The 19,164-nt window shown below is 62.7% G+C and carries 18 protein-coding genes and 2 pseudogenes; 12 read left to right on the top strand and 8 right to left on the bottom strand.

Annotated elements, in window-relative coordinates:
• Positions 1 to 102: 102 nt before the first annotated feature.
• Both E2H86_RS24715 and E2H86_RS26480 read right to left on the bottom strand, forming a co-directional pair.
• Positions 103 to 1,125 carry an AraC family transcriptional regulator gene (locus tag E2H86_RS24715; protein WP_133332125.1) on the bottom strand — a complete coding sequence of 341 codons (1,023 nt, stop codon included), beginning with the start codon at positions 1,123 to 1,125 and terminating at the stop codon, positions 103 to 105.
• Positions 1,126 to 1,195: 70 nt separating this feature from the next.
• Positions 1,196 to 1,453 (bottom strand): transposase, encoded by a 258-nt coding sequence (locus E2H86_RS26480; RefSeq protein WP_306767655.1) that lies wholly within the window; start codon positions 1,451 to 1,453, stop codon positions 1,196 to 1,198.
• 89 nt (positions 1,454 to 1,542) lie between these two features.
• On the opposite strand from E2H86_RS26480, the gene E2H86_RS24705 reads away from it, so the two are divergent.
• Complete coding sequence (locus E2H86_RS24705; protein ID WP_243744098.1) at positions 1,543 to 1,893, top strand: RNA-guided endonuclease InsQ/TnpB family protein; 351 nt, start codon at positions 1,543 to 1,545, stop codon at positions 1,891 to 1,893.
• Positions 1,894 to 1,906: 13 nt separating this feature from the next.
• On the opposite strand, the gene E2H86_RS24700 is transcribed toward E2H86_RS24705, so the two are convergent.
• On the bottom strand, positions 1,907 to 2,770 hold the full coding sequence (locus E2H86_RS24700) for a LysR substrate-binding domain-containing protein (protein ID WP_133332124.1): 864 nt from the start codon (positions 2,768 to 2,770) through the stop codon (positions 1,907 to 1,909).
• Positions 2,771 to 2,882: 112 nt separating this feature from the next.
• Between E2H86_RS24700 and E2H86_RS24695 the strand changes: the two genes are divergently transcribed.
• Both E2H86_RS24695 and phnX read left to right on the top strand, forming a co-directional pair.
• A complete protein-coding gene (locus E2H86_RS24695; RefSeq protein WP_133332123.1) occupies positions 2,883 to 3,989 on the top strand; it encodes a 2-aminoethylphosphonate--pyruvate transaminase in 1,107 nt (368 codons plus the stop codon).
• A 34-nt stretch (positions 3,990 to 4,023) separates the two neighbouring features.
• A complete protein-coding gene (gene phnX, locus E2H86_RS24690; protein ID WP_133332122.1) occupies positions 4,024 to 4,851 on the top strand; it encodes a phosphonoacetaldehyde hydrolase in 828 nt (275 codons plus the stop codon).
• 65 nt (positions 4,852 to 4,916) lie between these two features.
• Here phnX and E2H86_RS24685 read toward each other — a convergent pair whose 3' ends face one another.
• On the bottom strand, positions 4,917 to 5,477 hold the full coding sequence (locus E2H86_RS24685; RefSeq protein WP_133332121.1) for an NADPH-dependent FMN reductase: 561 nt from the start codon (positions 5,475 to 5,477) through the stop codon (positions 4,917 to 4,919).
• A 157-nt stretch (positions 5,478 to 5,634) separates the two neighbouring features.
• Here E2H86_RS24685 and E2H86_RS24680 point away from each other — a divergent pair, with 157 nt between their 5' ends.
• Positions 5,635 to 5,853 carry a hypothetical protein gene (locus E2H86_RS24680; protein ID WP_133332120.1) on the top strand — a complete coding sequence of 73 codons (219 nt, stop codon included), beginning with the start codon at positions 5,635 to 5,637 and terminating at the stop codon, positions 5,851 to 5,853.
• Here the strand turns inward: E2H86_RS24680 and E2H86_RS24675 are convergent.
• Positions 5,837 to 6,592 (bottom strand): annotated as a pseudogene (locus E2H86_RS24675) (lysine decarboxylase); the annotation flags it as partial. The gene E2H86_RS24680 and the pseudogene E2H86_RS24675 sit on opposite strands and share 17 nt — an antisense overlap.
• 60 nt (positions 6,593 to 6,652) lie before the next feature.
• Between E2H86_RS24675 and E2H86_RS26475 the strand changes: the two are divergent.
• A pseudogene (locus E2H86_RS26475) lies at positions 6,653 to 6,799 on the top strand (hypothetical protein); the annotation flags it as partial.
• Between the two features lie 152 nt (positions 6,800 to 6,951).
• On the opposite strand, the gene dnaQ reads toward E2H86_RS26475, so the two are convergent.
• From dnaQ to E2H86_RS24655, 3 genes are read right to left on the bottom strand one after another with little or no spacing between them, the layout of a single operon-like run.
• On the bottom strand, positions 6,952 to 7,707 hold the full coding sequence (dnaQ, locus tag E2H86_RS24665) for a DNA polymerase III subunit epsilon (protein ID WP_306767654.1): 756 nt from the start codon (positions 7,705 to 7,707) through the stop codon (positions 6,952 to 6,954).
• A 51-nt stretch (positions 7,708 to 7,758) separates the two neighbouring features.
• The gene (gene rnhA, locus E2H86_RS24660; RefSeq protein ID WP_133332119.1) at positions 7,759 to 8,205 is read right to left on the bottom strand and encodes a ribonuclease HI; all 447 of its coding nucleotides are present in this window, start codon (positions 8,203 to 8,205) and stop codon (positions 7,759 to 7,761) included.
• A gap of 13 nt (positions 8,206 to 8,218) precedes the next feature.
• Positions 8,219 to 8,992 (bottom strand): class I SAM-dependent methyltransferase, encoded by a 774-nt coding sequence (locus tag E2H86_RS24655; protein ID WP_133332118.1) that lies wholly within the window; start codon positions 8,990 to 8,992, stop codon positions 8,219 to 8,221.
• Between the two features lie 85 nt (positions 8,993 to 9,077).
• Between E2H86_RS24655 and gloB the strand changes: the two genes are divergently transcribed.
• The 7 genes from gloB to E2H86_RS24620 all read left to right on the top strand — a co-directional run bounded on the left by gloB (position 9,078) and on the right by E2H86_RS24620 (position 18,924).
• Positions 9,078 to 9,857 (top strand): hydroxyacylglutathione hydrolase, encoded by a 780-nt coding sequence (gloB, locus tag E2H86_RS24650; protein ID WP_133332117.1) that lies wholly within the window; start codon positions 9,078 to 9,080, stop codon positions 9,855 to 9,857.
• 100 nt (positions 9,858 to 9,957) lie between these two features.
• The gene (locus E2H86_RS24645) at positions 9,958 to 11,376 is read left to right on the top strand and encodes a lytic transglycosylase domain-containing protein (protein WP_133332116.1); all 1,419 of its coding nucleotides are present in this window, start codon (positions 9,958 to 9,960) and stop codon (positions 11,374 to 11,376) included.
• A 181-nt stretch (positions 11,377 to 11,557) separates the two neighbouring features.
• Positions 11,558 to 13,384, top strand: coding sequence for an extracellular solute-binding protein (locus E2H86_RS24640; RefSeq protein ID WP_439958291.1), 1,827 nt, complete (start codon positions 11,558 to 11,560; stop codon positions 13,382 to 13,384).
• A complete protein-coding gene (locus tag E2H86_RS24635; RefSeq protein ID WP_133332115.1) occupies positions 13,381 to 15,216 on the top strand; it encodes an extracellular solute-binding protein in 1,836 nt (611 codons plus the stop codon). The genes E2H86_RS24640 and E2H86_RS24635 overlap by 4 nt, the downstream gene beginning before the upstream one ends.
• Position 15,217: 1 nt before the next feature.
• On the top strand, positions 15,218 to 16,291 hold the full coding sequence (locus tag E2H86_RS24630; RefSeq protein ID WP_133332114.1) for a microcin C ABC transporter permease YejB: 1,074 nt from the start codon (positions 15,218 to 15,220) through the stop codon (positions 16,289 to 16,291).
• Position 16,292: 1 nt separating this feature from the next.
• Positions 16,293 to 17,312 (top strand): ABC transporter permease, encoded by a 1,020-nt coding sequence (locus E2H86_RS24625; RefSeq protein ID WP_133332113.1) that lies wholly within the window; start codon positions 16,293 to 16,295, stop codon positions 17,310 to 17,312.
• A gap of 1 nt (position 17,313) precedes the next feature.
• Positions 17,314 to 18,924: an ABC transporter ATP-binding protein gene (locus E2H86_RS24620; RefSeq protein ID WP_133332112.1), complete on the top strand. Its 1,611-nt coding sequence runs from the start codon at positions 17,314 to 17,316 to the stop codon at positions 18,922 to 18,924.
• The last annotated feature ends 240 nt before the right edge of the window (positions 18,925 to 19,164 follow it).

The following is a 19,164-nucleotide window of genomic DNA, read 5'->3' as shown; positions in this document are numbered from 1 at the left end:
TTCCCAAATGAATGGCAAACCCCGACTCTGCGCTCACGATTGACACCACAGCAGAGGGAAGCGCCGCGACTGCAGCGGGCCCTGCCCAGGGAGCTGGCTCCCCTAGATTCGCTCCTGACCCTGCAACATCAAGGTGCGGTAATGGCCGGGATTGCAACCGAACCATTTGCGGAAGGCCTTGTAGAAGGAGCTGCTGTCGGCAAACCCCAGGCGCTCGGCCACCTGAACCAGTCCCAGCTCCGGCTCGGCCAGCCAGGCGATGGCGAGCTCTCTGCGCACGCTGTCCTTGAGTCCCTGATAGGTCTGCCCCTGCTCGCCGAGACGGCGGCGCAGGGTCGAGGCGGACATGCACAACTCACTGGCCAGTTGCTCGGCATCTGGCCAACAGGCGGCGTCCATGCTCAGCAGATTACGGCGGATCCGCCGCGCCAGGCTGTCAGGGTCGCGGTACTTCACCAGGATATTGCCCGGGGCCTCGGCCAGAAACCGCTGCAGGTCCTGGGGCGTACGCCTGATCGGCAGCTCCAGGCAATCGCCGGTGAGGATCATGCGCGTGCGTGGACGATCGAACTGCAGATTCTCCGAGAACATCACCCGGTAGTCGTCACAGAAAGGCGGCTCGGCGCAGCGCAGGTCGATCGCCAGGATCGGAATACGACGCCCGGCCAACCAACAGGCAACCCCATGCACGATCATCCAGAAGGTGAAATAGGTGAAGGCACGACGCGGTGTGTCGCGCGGCTCGTTGATGACGATCTCGGCGAGGCTCTGCTGGCGGACCAGGCTCGGTTGCAGATCCTCGAGCATCAGCGACAGGAACGCCAGGGCGGTATCCAGCCCCGCGCCGACGCTCGGCTGGGCCATGCTGGCCCGGCACAGGAACGCCAGGCTGCCGGTGGGCAGGCCACGCCGGTCCATGGCAAAGAATTCATCGTTGCAACGTCGTGCCAGCAAGCGCCAGAGCCGGGCATAGGCATCGGCGCTGACCCGTGCATCGGCTTGCCCCAACTGTTCGATATCGATATCGGCACGCGCCAGCAACGCGGTATCCGGCTCCCCGGCCGGACAGGTCTGCAACAGCGCTTCACGGACCAGTTGCATGGAAATGGTGTCTTTCTCGCTCATCGGTTTTCTCCGCGAGATACCCCGTACTTTAGTGCGGGGAGGGATAGCGAGGCGTGCGAACAGCGAGCCCTTACGCCGGCCTGTCTTGCTGCTCGATGTAGCGCCGAACCCCTTCCAATGGCGCACCGCCTACGCTGCCGGCGAAATACGACGCCGACCACAACGCATTCCCCCGCCAGGCTGGTTGCATCAATTCCGGGAAATAACACGCAATGAATTCTCCACTAAACCAACCTTGAAAAAACCAGGGTAAACGCGCTATTTTGCTGAACAATATGGATAAAGGCCAATCCAGAGTGAGAGCCACCAAAACCCTCCAATTGCGCATCAAGGACAGGCATGCGCCCGCTCTGCGCGCGTGGGCGCGGTCGGTTAACACTGTCTGGAATTACCTGAACGAATTTCGGCACCGCGCTTGTGCAGCGGTGCGGGCTGATCGTTGTTGGCAACGTCAAGCCCAAAGCGTTGGCTAAGACCCAAATGGCCAAGTCGGTGCACGACGCCGGTTGGGGCATGTTGAAAACGATGCTGTCTTACAAGTGCGATAGCGCAGGCATCGTTTTTCATGAAGTCAACGAAGCGTACACCACCCAAGCCTGTTCGCATTGCGGCGCACTCCCGCCCAGTAGTCCGAAAGGTAGGACCGGCCTTGGAATAAGAGAATGGACTTGTGAGTGTGGTGTCACTCACGACCGCGACATTAACGCGGCGAGGAACATTCTCGCGGTCGGGCATGGCCGTCTACCTGTAGGAATTCCCGTCCTTTAGGGCGGGGAGGATGTCAAGACTCACCTGCCAGATGCAGAAAGGCCTGGATCAATCGCAACTCACGGCGGCGTTCCAGGCAACCGATCATGTGCTGGTTCACCAGCCCTTCGCCAGCCAAGGGGCGCGCCACGATGCGCGGATCGTTGGCGACTTCGGTCGACGATACGACGCCGACCCCCAACTGCGCAGCCACCGCCTCGGTCACGGCTTCGCGACTGTCCAGTTCCAGCAACACCCGTGGATGCACCCCGGCAGCCGCGCAGGCGCGGTCGAAGGTACGGCGGGTGGTTGAGCTCGGCTCGCGCAGGACCATGATCTGTTCGTGCAGATCGGCCAACGGCAGGTCATCCGGCGCAGTTGCCCAGGTATGCCCAGCCGGCAGCAGCGCACACAGCCGCGACTCGCACAGGTTCTGCAGATACAGCCCCTGGCGTGGCTCGATTTCGGTGAGCACGGCGACGTCCGCATGCTCTGACAACAGCGCCGCCAGGGTTTCCTGGGCATTGCCCAGACGCAGATTGACGGTGATGCCCGGGTAGCGCTCACGCAACTGCGCCAGCATCGGCATGACCCGGTGCGGGCCATCGGCCGCGACCTCCAGGCGCCCGGTCAGCAACTGCCGGTTGGCCTCTAGCATGGCCTGGGCTTCCTCGGCCAAGCCGAACATCGCCCGGGTGATCGCCGCCAGGCGCGTGCCCTCCTCCGTCAGCTCGACCCGGCGGGCAGTGCGACGCAGCAGGGTGATCTGGTAATGCTCCTCCAGGGCCTTGACGTGGCCGGTCACTGCCGGCTGGCTGATGAACAGCCGCGCTGCAGCGCGGGTGAAGCTGCCTTCGCGGGCGACGGCATCGAAGGCGCGAAGCTGGAAAAGATTCATCTGTATCGGCCTGACTTATAACTGGCATAACAACAAACAATTTGATTGATAACAGCCGGAATTGCAACCTGAGCGCCATGGATTCAGCCCACCCCCTGTGAGGAACCACGGCATGAGCACCCCCCCGATTCTGCTGACCCCCGGCCCATTGACCACCTCGGCGCGCACCCGCCAAGCCATGCTGGTGGACTGGGGTTCCTGGGACCGCGATTTCAACCAACTCACCGCCAGCGTCTGCGAGCAGTTGTTGGCGATCATCGACGGCAGTGCCAGCCATCATTGCGTCCCGCTACAGGGGAGCGGCACCTTTGCCGTGGAAGCCGCCATCGGCACACTGGTACCCCGCGATGGCAAGGTCCTGGTGCTGATCAACGGCGCCTACGGCCAGCGCCTGGCGAAAATCTGCAAGGTGCTGGGTCGTGCCTACAGCACCTTCGAAACTGCCGAGGACCAACCGACCACTGCCGCCGATGTCGACCGCCTGTTGTCTGCTGATCCGGCCCTGACCCATGTGGCGTTGATTCATTGCGAAACCAGCACCGGCATTCTCAATCCGTTGGCGGAGATCGCCCAGGTCGTCGAGCGTCACGGCAAGCGCCTGATCATCGATGCCATGAGCTCGTTCGGCGCCTTGCCGATCGACGCCCGCCAGATCCCCTTCGAAGCCCTCATCGCCGCGTCGGGCAAATGCCTGGAGGGTGTACCGGGCATGGGTTTCGTCTTCGCCGAGAAAAACGCCCTGGCAGCAGCCGAAGGCAACGCCCACTCTCTGGCCATGGACCTGCACGACCAGCATGCCTACATGGCCAAGACCGGACAGTGGCGATTCACCCCACCCACCCACGTGGTCGCCGCCCTGCACGAAGCCCTGGCGCAGTACAACGAGGAAGGGGGGTTGCCAGCCCGTCACCAACGCTACGCCGACAATTGCCGCACCCTGCTCGACGGCATGGCTGCCATCGGCCTGCGCAGCTTCCTGCCCGCCGCGATCCAGGCGCCGATCATCGTCACCTTCCACGCGCCCAACGACCCACGCTATGAGTTCAAGGACTTCTACGAGCGGGTCAAGGCCAAAGGCTTCATCCTCTACCCCGGCAAGCTGACCCAGGTCGAAACCTTCCGCGTCGGCTGCATCGGCGTGGTCGGCGCCGAGGGCATGCAAGCCGCCGTCGATGCCGTAGCCCAGGTACTGCGGGAAATGGAAGTACTCGACATCTGACCCTTGGCCCATCCAATTTCAGGAATCAGCACACATGAATTACAGCAACCCCAGCCAACTGCAAGCCGCCATCCTCGACTGGGCTGGCACCGTGGTCGATTTCGGCTCGTTCGCCCCCACGCAGATCTTCGTCGAGGCCTTCGCCGAGTTCGATGTAGAGGTGTCCATCGAAGAGGCCCGGGGACCGATGGGCATGGGCAAGTGGGACCACATTCGTACCCTGTGCGACGTTCCGGCCATCGCCGAGCGCTATCGCAAGGTGTTCGGTCGCACGCCGACAGATGATGACGTGACGGCCATCTATAACCGGTTCATGCCGCTACAGATCGAGAAGATCGCCGTGCATTCGGCGTTGATCCCCGGCGCGCTGGAAACCCTCACGGGTCTGCGCCAGAGCGGACTGAAGATCGGCTCGTGCTCGGGCTACCCGAAAGTGGTGATGGACAAGGTGGTCGAACTGGCTGCACAGAATGGTTACGTCGCCGACCACGTGGTGGCCACCGACGAGACGCCGAATGGCCGTCCTTGGCCGGCCCAGGCGCTGGCCAACGTGATTGCACTGGGTATCGACGACGTGGCGGCCTGCGTCAAGGTCGACGATACCGTGCCGGGCATTCTCGAAGGACGCCGGGCGGGGATGTGGACCGTGGCGCTGGTGTGCTCGGGCAATGCTCTGGGGCTGACCTGGGAGGCATACCAGGCGCTGGACGCGGGGCAGCTGGAGAGCGAGCGCAAGCGGATCCATGCGATGTTCGAGGGATCTCGACCGCACTACCTGATCGATACCATCAACGATCTGCCGGAGGTGGTGGCCGACATCAACCGACGGTTGGCCAAGGGCGAGATGCCGCAGGCGTTCTGACGCAGCGGCGTCGAGGCATTCGCGGGCAAGCCCGCGAATGCAATGGGACAGGCGCACATGGTCTATCAGACCGCCCGGTTCAGCTTGACCCAGGAAGCGAACTTGTCGATGAAGGCCTGCAAGAACGGACGAGTCTTGTCACTCAGCTTGCCGGCCTCGTCGAACAGGCTAGCGGCACCACCGATATAGGCTTCCGGCATCTGCATGCAGGGCATGTCGAGGAATACCAGCGATTGACGCACCGCATGGTTGGCGCCAAATCCACCAATGGCACCAGGCGACACGCTCGCCACCGCGGTCGGTTTGCCGCTCCAGGCACTCTGGCCATAGGGTCGCGAACCCACATCGATGGCGTTTTTCAGGCAACCCGGCACCGAACGGTTGTACTCCGGGGTGACGAACAGTACTGCATCACTGCGCCTTATTTCGTCGCGAAAACGCGTCCAGGCCTCGGGCGCACCGGCCGCCTCGACATCTTCGCTGTACAGCGGCAGGTCACCGATCTCGACGATCTTCAGCGCAAGGCTCGATGGCGCCAGCTCCGAGAGCGCACGGGCGACCTTGCGGTTGTACGAGTCCTTACGCAAGCTGCCGACGACTACCGCTACCGAATACACCTGGGTCATGGCATTTTCCTACCTTTACTGGGTTAAGAGACGTTGTAGTTATAGATGACCGCTGCGCGACGACTTGGTTTTTTTTCCTACACCCGAAAACTTCCCTGTATCTTCCATGGTCTATCCCTGCAGACATTTCCTACGTATTTCAGAGGTTTTCACCCAAATGGCAGCAGTAATGGTCGGCCAATTCCACGCCCGTGATGCAGAAGGCCGCATCTATCCCGTCCACGAATTTCAGGAGTCTACGCTCCAGGCTGACGGCAGCACCTTGGGCGCACCGATCACCACCTATCGCCTGGCCATCGGCGATCGGGTCACCCACCTCGGTGAGGATCGCTTCGAACTGGCGCAGAGCGGCGTCGAGATCATCCGCATTCCTTGATGCAATCGACCGTATAGCGGTCGTTGTCGGCCTGAAGGCCATGGACGTCGGCAACGAAGCCAGGAAAGCCGCTACTGAAAGCGCGAGCAAATGCCAGGTAATCGAGGATCGCGCGGGTCTTTTCGGTGAAGCGCTCGCCCGGCATGATCAGTGCGATACCCGGTGGGTATGGCACCAGCATCACCGCCGCGACGCGCCCTTGCAATGCCTCGATCGGTACTGCTTCGACCTCACCGCGGACCATGTGGTCATAGGCCTGAGCCGGGGTCATCGCCACCTCCGGCAGGCAGGTGAACAGGCGCACCAATTGCTTGGCCGTGGCGTTGGCCCGGTAACAGTCATGCAGCTGATCGCACAGCTCACGTAAGCCAAGCCCCTGGTAGCGCTTGGCATCTACCGCGACGATGCTCGGCAGGCAGACGCCGAGCGCAGTATTGGCATCGTAGTGCCGCTTGAACTCCAGCAGTTCGGTCAGCAGCGTGCTCCATTTGCCTTTGGTGATGCCCATCGAGAACAACACGAGGAAGCTGTACAGCCCGGTCTTCTCGACCACCAGCCCACGCTCCCAGAGAAACTTGCCCACCACCGCTGCCGGAATGCCATGCTCCCCAAGTACACCTCCGGCGCTCAATCCCGGCATGACCAGCGTGACCTTCAGCGGGTCGAGCAACACATAATCGTCGACCACCTCGGCAAAGCCATGCCAGGAGGCCCCCGGCTGCAGTGACCAATCCTGCGCATTGGTTTTCACTCTGGATTAGCCTTTATCCCTATTAACCAGCAAAATAGCGCGGTTACCATGGTTGTCCAAGGTTGGTCTAGTGGAGGATTCGTTGCGTGTTATTTCCCGGAATTGATGCAACCAGCCTGGCGGGGGAATGCGTTGTGGTCGGCGTCGTATTTCGCCGGCAGCGTAGGCGGTGCGCCATTAGACGTGGTTCGGCGCTACATCGAGAGCAAGACAGGCCGGCGTAAGGGCGCGCAGTTCGCACGCCTCGCTATCCCTCCTCGCACTAAAGTACGGGGTATCTCGCGGAGAAAACCGATGATGGCCACTTCAACGCAGCGGGGCGCGAAGCAGCCGGGACAGGGGACTGCTCAGGTGGCCGACGGCTCGCTCAGGGCCTGCCACATCGACGGCGCACCGGCTGACTTGGCGATCGCCGCCAGGCGTTCGGCATGGGCTTCGAGCTCCTCGGCGCTGGCCATGATCACCCGTCCCATGGCTCGACCGGTGATGCGGCGGATTTCACTGCCGCCGCTGCCCTGCCCTTCATTGTCACCCTCGGCGCCGTGACCTGCCAGCGACAGACTGGTCTGGCCACCGGTCATCGCCAGATAGACATCGGCCAGCAACTCGGAGTCGAGCAGTGCGCCGTGCAGTTCACGCCCCGAGTTATCGATGTCGTAGCGTTTGCACAGGGCGTCGAGGCTGTTGCGCTGACCGGGGTGACGGGCACGTGCCAGCAGCAGGGTGTCGAGAATGGTGCAATGCTGCGAGATGTCGGCGCGCTCAGATTGCCCGAGCAAAGCGAACTCGTTGTTGATGAAGCCGACGTCGAACGCCGCGTTGTGGATGACCAGGGTGGCACCCTGGATGAACTCGAAGAACTCTTCGGCCACATCGCCGAAGCGCGGCTTGCCTACCAGGAACGCATCGGTGATGCCATGGACGTTGATCGCGCCCTCGTCGCTTTCGCGGTCCGGCTGCAGGTAGACGTGGAAGTGCCGTCCGGTCAGGCGCCGACCGATGACCTCGACGCAACCGATCTCGATGATCCGGTGGCCTTCGGTAACCGGCATGCCGGTGGTTTCGGTATCGAGAATGACGAACCGTTTATCTTGCTGCTCCACGCGCAGGCTCCACACTTGAACACATCACGAAGCGTGGGATTGTACCCCACCTCAACGCTGCGCGCGCACCTCGTCGACGCCCCGATTGGCCAGCTGGTCGGCGCGTTCGTTACCAGGGTGGCCGATATGCCCCCGCACCCATTTCCAGGTCACCTTGTGCCGATTGACCTGTTCGTCGAGCTGCTGCCACAGGTCGGCGTTCTTCACCGGCTCCTTGGCGGCGGTCTTCCAGCCGCGCTTCTTCCAGTTGCTCATCCATTCGTTGATGCCCTTCATCACGTACTGCGAGTCAGTGGTCAGCACCACTTCGCATTCACGCTTGAGGGCCATCAGGCCCTGGATCGCAGCCATCAGCTCCATGCGGTTGTTGGTGGTCTCGCGCTCGCCGCCCCACAATTCCTTCTCGACACCCTTGTAGATCATCAGGACGCCCCAGCCACCAGGACCAGGATTACCCTTGCAGGCGCCATCGGTGTAGATCTCGACGTTATCGCTCATGTACCACTCATGTTCAGTGCTTTTCGGATTCGGGGTCGGCGGCGCTGCGGTTGACTTTGGCCAGCGGCAGCGGCAGCAGCTTGCCCATGGGCTCGCGGCGTTGCGGACGCAGGGGGCGCAAGCCGACCACCATCTTGCGCGCGACCAGCAGGTAAACACCGCCGCCCGCGCTCTGGCGCCCTCCCGCGACTCGCTCCCAACCCGCCAGGCGTTGCTGCCAGGCCGGCGAGGCAAGCGGCGGACGATAGCACCCGAAGCGGCGTTTCTCCAGCGCGAAGCCCAGCAGGTTGAGCCAGTCACCCACCCGCGATGCCGAGATGCAACGTGCCTTGCGCAACGCACCATGGCTGAAGAAATGGCGCATGCCCCAGCTGCTCCAGGGGTTGATGCCGACGATCAGCAAATGCCCGCCCGGCCGAACCGCACTGGCCGCTTCACGCAGCAGACCATGGGGCGAGAGGCTGAAATCCAGGCCGTGCTGCAGCACCACCACGTCGGCGGCGTGCTCACCCAGGGGCCAGGCCTGCTCTTCACAGACGATCTCGACCCCAGGCAACGGCGCACCGAGGCGCACGTTGCGCTGCACCTGCGGGGCGGTGGGCGGCGCATCGGCGCAAGGTCCGTAGTGCACCAGATAGCCGCCGAAGAAGCGCCCGAGCTCTTCTTCGAGCAGTTTTTCCTCTTCTTTCAACATCAGTTGCCCAATCGGCCCGTCGAACCACTCACGGGCCAGGCTGATCAGCTTGACCCAGTCCGGGTCGGCCTGGGCAAAGGCTTGGTCGGTCATTGCGTTCTCCCTCGAAGGTTCTCGCCCCGCGCCATCGCGGCTAAGATGCCTTCATGTCCCACGCTTGGCGAATCGGATCCGCACCATGATACAGATCGATGCACTACCCGCTTTCTCCGACAACTACATCTGGTTGTTACAGGATACTGCCAAACGCCGCTGCGCGGTGGTCGACCCAGGCGACGCAGGCCCGGTGCAAGCCTGGCTCGACGCCCACCCCGACTGGATACTGAGCGACATCCTGATCACCCACCATCACCAGGACCACGTCGGCGGTGTCGAATGCCTCAAGCAGCGGACCGGCGCACGCGTCTGCGGCCCGGCGAACGAGCACATTCCCGGACGCGACCTGGCTTTGCACGATCATGACCAGGTCGAGGTGCTCGGCCTGACCTTCGAGGTGCTGGCAGTGCCGGGTCATACCCTTGGCCACATTGCCTACTATACGGCCGACCAGCCAGCGCCGCTGCTGTTCAGTGGCGACACCTTGTTCGCCGCCGGCTGCGGGCGCATGTTCGAAGGCACGCCGGAGCAGATGCAACCTGCCCTCGCCCGCCTGGCGGCGCTGCCGAGCGCAACCCAGGTGTACTGCGCACACGAATACACCCTGAGCAATCTGCGCTTTGCCAAGGCCGTGGAGCCTGAAAATCCGCACATTGCCCAACGCTTCGAAGACGTGACACGGTTGCGCGCTGACCATCGCATCACCTTGCCATCCACGATCGGCCTGGAGCGCCAGACCAACCCCTTCCTGCGCACCGCTGAAACATCCGTTAAACAAAAAGCAGACGAATGGAAGGGGCTTTCCAATACAAGCCAAGCCGCTGTTTTTGCTGCCTTGAGGTCTTGGAAGGACAGCTTCTGATAACCCCAAGATATATCGCATAGTGCGCTCAAAGGTTGACCCGGCTGGGAGCGGTTTCTAGAATCGCCGAAATTTTTTGCCCGGATAACTGTCCCCGCCGATGTCTTCTCGTAGCCGCAGAACCTCTCATTCCGTTGCCCTGACGCGCCTGGCCCAGATCAGTGCGCTGGCCCTGGCCGCCACGCTCGTGGGCTGCCAGAGCACCCGTCAGCTCGACGAAGCCGACAGCGTTCGCGCACACAGCTACCAGGCGCGGATCAAGCACAAGCCCCAGACGCTGGCGGTCAAACCCGCCGAGCAGGCCCCGCAGGACGTGTGGGAGCGGATGCGTCAAGGCTTCGCCCTGCAGGACGATATCGACGTCAATCCGCGCATCGAGCAACAGCGCCTGTGGTTCGCCAGCAATCCATCGTTCCTCGAGAACGCCAGCGAGCGCGGCAGCCTGTATCTGCACTACATCGTCGAGCGTCTCGAAGAGCGCAACATGCCGCTGGAACTGGCCCTGCTGCCGGCCATCGAGAGCGCGTACAACCCGATGGCGTACTCCCGGGCCCATGCCGCCGGCATGTGGCAGTTCATCCCATCCACCGGTCGCCACTTCAACCTGCGCCAGACCAGCTTCTACGATGGGCGCCGCGACATCACCGCCTCGACCAACGCGGCCCTCGACTACCTGAGCCGCCTGCACGATATGTTCAACGGCGACTGGCTGCTCGCCCTGGCCGCCTACAATGCCGGCGAAGGCACCGTCAGCCGCGCCATCGAACGCAACGAGCGCCTCGGTCTGCCCACCGACTACTGGAACCTGCCACTGCCGCAGGAAACCCGCGACTACGTACCCAAGCTGCTGGCCCTGTCACAAGTGGTCTCCACCCCGGAGGCCTATGGCGTGAACCTCAGCCCGATTGCCAACGAACCCTACTTCGAGGCCATCGCCATCAACGAACGACTCGACCTGTCGCGAGTCGCCGCCTTCGCCAATATCGACGAAGACGAGCTGATCCAGCTCAACCCCGCATTCAAGAAGCGCATGACCGTGGATGGCCCCAAGCAGCTGTTGGTGCCGACCGCCAAAGCGCAGCTGCTGAGCGACAGCCTGTCCAACCTCAAGCCCGAGCAGTTGCTGAGCCTGCAACCGAACAAGGCCGTGTTCGCCCGGGCCATGGCCGAGGCCAAGGCGCCTGCAGCCCGTAGCTACCGGGTCAAACGTGGCGACAACCTGAGCACCATCGCTCGGGCCAACCGGGTTTCGGTAAAGGACATCCAGCGTTGGAACAAGCTGTCGGGCAGTCGCCTGAAGGCCGGCCAAGTACTGGCGCTACGTGGTGGCAGCAGCGCGGGCAACCGGGTCGCCGCCTCCGGGAAGCGCTCCACCCAGTACAAAGTCCGCAAAGGTGACTCGCTGTATTTGGTTGCCAAACGTTTCAATGTCGAGATGAAGCACCTCAAGCGCTGGAACCCGCGCAGCGGCCACGCGCTCAAGCCCGGCCAGACGCTGACCGTCTACCTGCCGCACTGATGTAATCGGGATGTCCTTGATGCTGCATTGATGTCAGGGGTCGCGCTGCGGCCCTCAAGGCCGCCGTCCAAGGCGCCGTGGGCATCCCGAAATCACGTCCGACATCCTCTTTTTCCAATCCCGCCAAGCTGTTACTGTACTCCGACCAAAGCCCAACGCCTCTGGATCGGATGCCGCCTTGATACGTCCCCTCCTGCTGCTCCTCAGCCTGGCCTTGAGCTTTCCCGCAGTCGCGATGGTGAGCGAAAGCCACGGATACGCGCAGTTCGGCACGCTCAAGTACCCAGCCACATTCACTCATTTCGACTGGGTCAATCCGCAAGCGCCCAAGGGCGGCACCTTGCGCGCCATGGCATTTGGCACCTTCGACACGCTCAACCCTTATACCTTCAAGGGCACCAGCCCAGTCACCACGCCCAACTTCCTGCAGTACGGCGTCAGCGAACTGAACGAGACGCTGATGGTGGGCACCGGCCAGTACGACCCTTCCGGCGACGAGGCCACCTCCAGTTATGGCCTGATCGCCCGCACAGTGGAGTACAGCGAGGATCGCAGCTGGGTGGTGTTCAACTTGCGCCCGGAAGCGCGCTGGCATGACGGCACGCCAATTACCTCGGCGGACGTGGCCTTTTCCTACCGCACCTTGCTCAAGGACGGCCATCCGATCTACCGCACCAACTTGCAGGAAGTCGCTCGCGTCGACATCCTCGGCCCGCTGCGCATCCGCTTCGTGTTCAAGCGCGCAGGCAACCCGCTGCTGATCCTGCGCCTGGGCGAGATGCCTGTGCTGCCCAAGCACTACTGGCAAGGCCGCGACTTCAAGGCCACCACCTTCACTCCGCCCCTGAGCAGCGGCCCGTATCGCATTACCGAGGTGCAACCCGGACGCCGCCTGGTGTTCACGCGGGTCAAGAACTACTGGGGCAAGGACCTTGCCGTCAATCGCGGAAAATACAATTTCAACCGTGTCGAATACGAGTTCTACCGCGACGCCACGGTGGCGTTCGAGGCATTCAAGGCCGGCGAATTCGACATCTATATCGAACACCAGGCCAAGAATTGGGCCAACGGCTACACCTTCCCGGCCGTGCGCCGCGGCGAGGTGATCAAGGCGCAGATTCCCCACCGCATCCCGACCCAGACCCAAGGCCTGTTCATGAACAGCCGCCGCGCCACGTTCAGCGACGCCCGCGTACGCCAGGCGCTGGGCCTGATGCTCGACTTCGAGTGGACCAACCGCGCCCTGTTCAGCGGTGCCTACCGACGCTCGACCAGCTACTACCCAAACAGCGAATTCGCGGCCACCGGGCTGCCCACCGGCAAGGAGTGGCTGCTGCTGGCCCCCTGGCGTGAGCAACTGCCCGACGCGCTGTTCACCCAGCCTTTCCAGGTCAGCCATACCGATGGCCGCGGCATCAACCGCCAGACCCTGCGCCAGGCGCTGGCCCTGCTCGGCCAGGCCGGCTGGAAGCTCGATGGCCAACGCCTGGTCAACGCCAAGGGCCGGCAACTGCGCATGGAGATTCTGCTGGTCAACCCGAATCTCGAACGCATTCTGCAGCCCTATGTCGAAAACCTTGCAAGTATCGGCATCGATGCCCACTTGCGTACCGTGGACCGCGCCCAGTACAAACAACGCCTGGACCAGTTCGACTTCGACATGATCCTGATGACACTCAGTCAGACCTTGAGCCCGGGCCTGGAGCAATGGCTGTATTTCCACTCCAGCCAAGCCTCGACCAAAGGCAGCAAGAACTACGCGGGGGTCAAGGACCCGGTGGTCGACCACTTGCTCGACACCCTTCTCGCCGCCCGCACCCGCGATGATCAGGTGGCCGCCGCCCGCGCTCTGGACCGCGTGCTCTCATGGCAGTACTACATGATCCCCAACTGGCACCTGGACAACCATCGCCTGGCCTACCGCAACCGGTTCGCCTTCGTCACCACGCCGCCCTATACACTCGGGTTGAACAGTTGGTGGATCAAGACTTCGGAGAAAGCCCAATGACGCCATTGCCCCGCCTGCGCCGGTTGGCAGGCAGCCTGCTGCTCGCCTGCCTGAGCCTTCCGGCCCTGGCCGCACCGCAACATGCGCTCACCCTCTACGACGAGGCGCCGAAATACCCGGCCGACTTCAAGCACTTCGACTACGTCAATCCCGACGCCCCCAAGGGTGGTACATTCCGCCAGTCCAGCTTCGGTGGTTTCGACAGCCTCAATCCGTACATCAACAAAGGCGTGCCTGCCGACGGTTTGGGCCTGATCTACGACACCTTGATGCGCCAGAGCCTGGACGAGCCGTTCACCGAGTACGGCCTGGTCGCCGGCAAGATCGAGAAAGCGCCGGACAACAGCTGGGTACGCTTCTACCTGCGTCCCGAGGCGCGCTTCCATGATGGTCATCCGATCCGCGCCGAGGACGTGGTGTTCACCTTCAATGCCCTGACCACCCAGGGCGCGCCGCTGTACCGGCAGTACTACGCCGATGTCGCCGAGGTGGTCGCTGAAGACCCGTTGCGCGTGCGGTTCACCTTCAAGCACAAGAACAACCGTGAGCTGCCGCTGATCCTCGGGCAGCTGCCGGTACTGCCCAAGCATTGGTACCAGGACCGCGACTTCGCCCGCGGCAATCTGGAGATTCCGCTGGGCAGTGGCCCGTACCAGATCGCCAAGGTCAAGGCCGGGCGCTCGATCCGCTATGAGCGGTTCAAGGACTACTGGGCCAAGGACCTGCCGATCAACCGCGGCCAGTACAACTTCGATGTCATGACCTTCGACGCCTACCGCGACAACACCGTGGCCCTGGAGGCACTGAAGGCCGGCGCGTTCGACTACTGGCTGGAGATGAGCGCGAAGAACTGGGCCACCGCCTACAACGTCCCACCGGTGCGCGAGGGCCGCCTGATCAAGGAAGAACTGCCCAACGGCAACCCCACGGGTATGCAAGGCTTCATCTTCAACCTGCGCCGCCCGGTGTTCCAGGATATCCGTGTACGCGAAGCGCTGAGCCAGTTGCTGGACTACGAGTGGACCAACAAGCAGCTGTTCAACGGCGCCTACACCCGCACCGGTAGCTACTTCGAAAACTCCGAGATGGCCGCCCGCGGCCTGCCCAGCGACGACGAGCTGCGCATTCTCGAACCGCTGCGTGGCAAGGTCCCCGAACGGGTCTTCAGCGAAGCCTTCCACAACCCGGTGAGCGATGGCAGCGGAATGATCCGCGACCAGCAGCGCAAGGCCTACCATCTGTTGCAGGCAGCCGGCTGGAAGATCGTCGACGACAAGATGGTCGATGCCCAGGGTAAACCGGTGAGCATCGAGTTTCTTCTCGCGCAGACCGAGTTCGAACGCGTGCTGCTGCCCTTCAAGCGCAACCTCGCCGATCTTGGCATCGAGCTCAATATCCGCCGTGTCGACGTATCCCAGTACATCAACCGCCTGCGCTCGCGCGACTTCGACATGATCGTCGGCGGCTTCCCGCAATCCAGTTCGCCGGGCAACGAACAGCGCGAGTACTGGACCAGCGCCGCCGCCGACAATCCAGGCAGCCGCAACTTCATCGGCCTGCGCGACCCGGCTATCGATCAGTTGGTGGAGCAACTGATCAACGCCGACTCGCGCCAGAGCCTGATCAACCACACCCGGGCCCTGGACCGCGTGCTGCTGTGGGGCTACTACGTGATCCCCAACTGGCACATCAAGACCTGGCGCGTGGCCTACTGGAACCACATCGGCCATCCCAAGGTATCGCCCCGGTACGACGTGGGAATCGACACCTGGTGGATCAAACCCGAGGTGACCCCAACGGTCACCGAGGCGCCCGCAGACGAGGCGAACTGACATGCTGGCCTACATCCTGCGGCGCCTGCTGCTGATCATCCCGACCCTGTTCGGCATCCTGATCATCAACTTCGTCATCGTCCAGGCCGCCCCCGGCGGCCCGGTCGAACAGATGATCGCCAAGCTCGAAGGCTTCGAGGGCGCCACCAGCCGCATCGCCGGCGGCGGTGCCGAAGTCTCGGTGGCCGGCTCCAACTACCGCGGTGCCCAGGGCCTGGACCCGGCGCTGGTGGCCGAGATCGAGAAGATGTATGGCTTCGACAAGTCGGCGCCGGAACGCCTGTGGATCATGATCAAGAACTACGCCCGACTCGACTTTGGCGACAGCTTCTTCCGCGACGCCAAGGTCATCGACCTGATCGCCGAGAAGATGCCGGTATCGATCTCGCTGGGGCTGTGGAGCACCTTGATCATGTACCTGGTGTCGATCCCGCTGGGCATCGCCAAAGCGGTGCGCCACGGTAGCCACTTCGACGTCTGGACCAGTTCGGCGATCATCGTCGGCTATGCCATCCCGGCATTCCTGTTCGCCATCCTGCTGATCGTGCTGTTCGCCGGCGGCAGCTACTTCGACTGGTTCCCGCTGCGCGGACTGACCTCGAACAACTTCGACGAACTGAGCACCACCGGCAAGATCCTCGACTACTTCTGGCACCTGGTGCTGCCGATCACCGCACTGGTCATCGGCAACTTCGCCACCATGACCCTGCTGACCAAGAACAGCTTCCTCGACGAGATCAACAAGCAGTACGTGATCACCGCCAAGGCCAAAGGCCTGAGTCGGTCGCGGGTGCTCTACGGGCACGTGTTCCGCAACGCCATGCTGCTGGTCATCGCCGGATTCCCCTCGGCGTTCATCGGCATCTTCTTCACCGGTTCCCTGCTCATCGAGGTGATCTTCTCCCTCGACGGCCTGGGACTGATGAGCTTCGAGGCAGCGATCAACCGCGACTATCCGGTGGTGTTCGGCACCTTGTTCATCTTCACCCTGCTGGGGCTGGTGGTGAAGCTGATCGGCGACCTCACTTACACCCTGGTCGATCCGCGCATCGACTTCGCCAGCCGGGAGCACTGACATGGCCTTGTCCCCTCTCAATCGCCGGCGCTTCGAGCGCTTCAAGGCCAACCGTCGCGGCTGGTGGTCGCTGTGGTTGTTCCTCATCCTGTTCGGCCTGAGCCTGGGTGCCGAACTGATCGCCAACGACAAGCCGATCGCAGTGCGCTACGACGGCCAGTGGTACTTCCCGGCATTCAAGCGCTACCCGGAAACCACCTTCGGCGGCGAATTCCCGCTGGAGGCCAACTACAAGAGCCCGTACATCCGCGAACTGCTGGCCAAGAAAGACAGTTTCATCCTGTGGGCGCCCATCCCCTTCAGTTACCAGAGCATCAACTATGACCTGCAGGTGCCTGCCCCGGCCCCGCCCTCGGCGGACAACTGGCTGGGCACCGACGACCAAGGCCGCGACGTGCTGGCTCGGGTGATCTATGGTTTCCGCGTGTCGGTGCTGTTCGCCCTGACGCTGACCGTGCTGAGCTCGATCATCGGCGTGATCGCAGGCGCCTTGCAGGGCTTCTACGGCGGCTGGGTCGACCTTGCCGGACAACGTTTCCTGGAGATCTGGTCTGGCCTGCCGGTGCTGTACCTGCTGATCATCCTGGCCAGCTTCGTGCAACCCAATTTCTGGTGGTTACTAGGGATCATGCTGCTGTTCTCGTGGATGAGCCTGGTGGACGTGGTGCGGGCCGAATTCCTGCGCGGGCGCAACCTCGAATACGTGCGTGCCGCCCGCGCCTTGGGCATGCGCAATGGCGCGATCATGTACCGGCACATCCTGCCCAACGCGATGATCTCGACCATGACCTTCATGCCGTTCATCCTCACCGGCGCCATCGGCACCCTCACCGCCCTGGACTTCCTTGGCTTCGGCCTGCCACCGGGGGCCCCCTCGCTGGGTGAACTGGTGGCCCAGGGCAAGTCCAACCTGCAAGCGCCGTGGCTGGGTATCAGTGCCTTCGCCGTGCTGGCGATCATGCTGAGCCTGCTGGTGTTCATCGGCGAATCCGCCCGCGATGCCTTCGACCCGAGGAAGTGACATGAGTGAACAGAACCTGATCGAAGTGCGTGACCTGGCGGTGGAGTTCGTCACCGGCGAACACGTCAATCGCGTGGTCGACGGCATCAGCTTCGATATCCGCAAGGGCGAGACCCTGGCGCTGGTCGGCGAAAGCGGCTCGGGCAAGTCGGTCACCGCCCATTCGATCCTGCGCCTGCTGCCCTACCCGCTCGCTCGCCACCCCAGCGGCAGCATCCAGTACCAGGGCAAGGACCTGCTACAGCAGGGCGAGAAGGCCATGCAGCGCATCCGCGGCGACCGGATCGCCATGATTTTCCAGGAGCCGATGACGTCGCTGAATCCGCTGCACAGCATCGAGAAGCAGATTAACGAGATCCTTCTGCTGCACAAGGGGCTGACCGGCAAGCAAGCCACCGCGCGCACCCTCGAGTTACTGGAGATGGTCGGTATTCCCGAGCCCCGCAAGCGCCTCAAGGCCTTGCCCCACGAGCTCTCCGGCGGCCAGCGCCAACGGGTGATGATCGCCATGGCCTTGGCCAACGAGCCGGAACTGCTGATTGCCGACGAACCGACCACGGCGCTCGACGTCACCGTGCAGCTCAAGATTCTCGACCTGCTCAAAGCGCTGCAGGCACGTTTGGGCATGGCGCTGCTGCTGATCAGTCACGACCTCAATCTGGTACGACGCATCGCCCATCGGGTATGCGTGATGCAGCGTGGGCAGATCGTCGAGCAGGCCGACTGCGCCACACTGTTCAGCTCGCCGCAGCATCCCTACACACAGATGCTGATCAACGCAGAACCCAGCGGCCTGCCCGCGCACAACCCGGTCGGCGCGCCGCTGCTGGAAGTCGACGACCTCAAGGTCTGGTTTCCGATCAAGAAGGGCCTGCTGCGCAAGACGGTCGACCATGTGAAGGCGGTCGATGGCATCAATTTCAGCCTGCCTCAGGGCCAGACCTTGGGCATCGTCGGCGAAAGCGGCTCAGGCAAGTCGACCTTGGGCCTGGCGATCCTGCGCCTGATCGCCAGCCGCGGCGGCATCCGCTTCCACGGCCAGGCCCTGGAAGACATGAACCAGAAGCAGGTGCGGCCACTGCGGCGGGAAATGCAGGTAGTGTTCCAGGACCCCTTTGGCAGTCTCAGCCCGCGCATGTCGGTGGCGGAAATCGTCGGCGAAGGCTTGCGCATCCACCGCATCGGCACCGCCGAGGAACAGGAAGCGGCGATCATCGCCGCGCTGAAGGAAGTCGGCCTGGACCCGCACACCCGCCACCGTTACCCCCATGAGTTCTCCGGTGGCCAGCGCCAGCGCATCGCCATCGCCCGGGCATTGGTGCTCAAACCTGCCCTGATCCTGCTCGACGAACCGACCTCGGCACTGGACCGCACCGTGCAACGCCAGGTGGTGGAGCTGCTGCGCAATCTGCAACAGAAGTACAACCTGACCTACCTGTTCATCAGCCATGACCTGGCGGTGGTCAAGGCGCTGAGCCATCAGTTGATGGTCATCCGTCATGGACACGTTGTGGAACAAGGGGATGCGCAGGCGATTTTCCATGCGCCGCAGCATCCCTATACGCGGCAGTTGCTTGAAGCGGCGTTTCTGGAGGTGGAAGCGGCTTCGTGATGATAGGCACCGCGGGTGTAGTAGCTCAGCCTGGTGAGGCGTGCACCGCAAAACCGGTTCTTCACGGATTGTCGGGGAGCTTGGCTTGGCTTGGCTTGGCTTGGCTTGGCATCTAGATCGTGGGCTGATCCATTGTGTGTAGTGGCGCTACTGGCCCCTTCCGTGTACGGGTCACCCTCATGGGTTACACAAAAGTTCGTTCACATAGGTGACAACACCTGAAGTCTTACATAACCATCA

Source organism: Pseudomonas putida (genome assembly GCF_004357765.1).
Classification (GTDB): domain Bacteria; phylum Pseudomonadota; class Gammaproteobacteria; order Pseudomonadales; family Pseudomonadaceae; genus Aquipseudomonas; species Aquipseudomonas putida_U.
The sequence above is the reverse complement of the archived record's forward strand: the minus strand, read 5'-3'. Positions and strand labels throughout refer to the sequence as shown.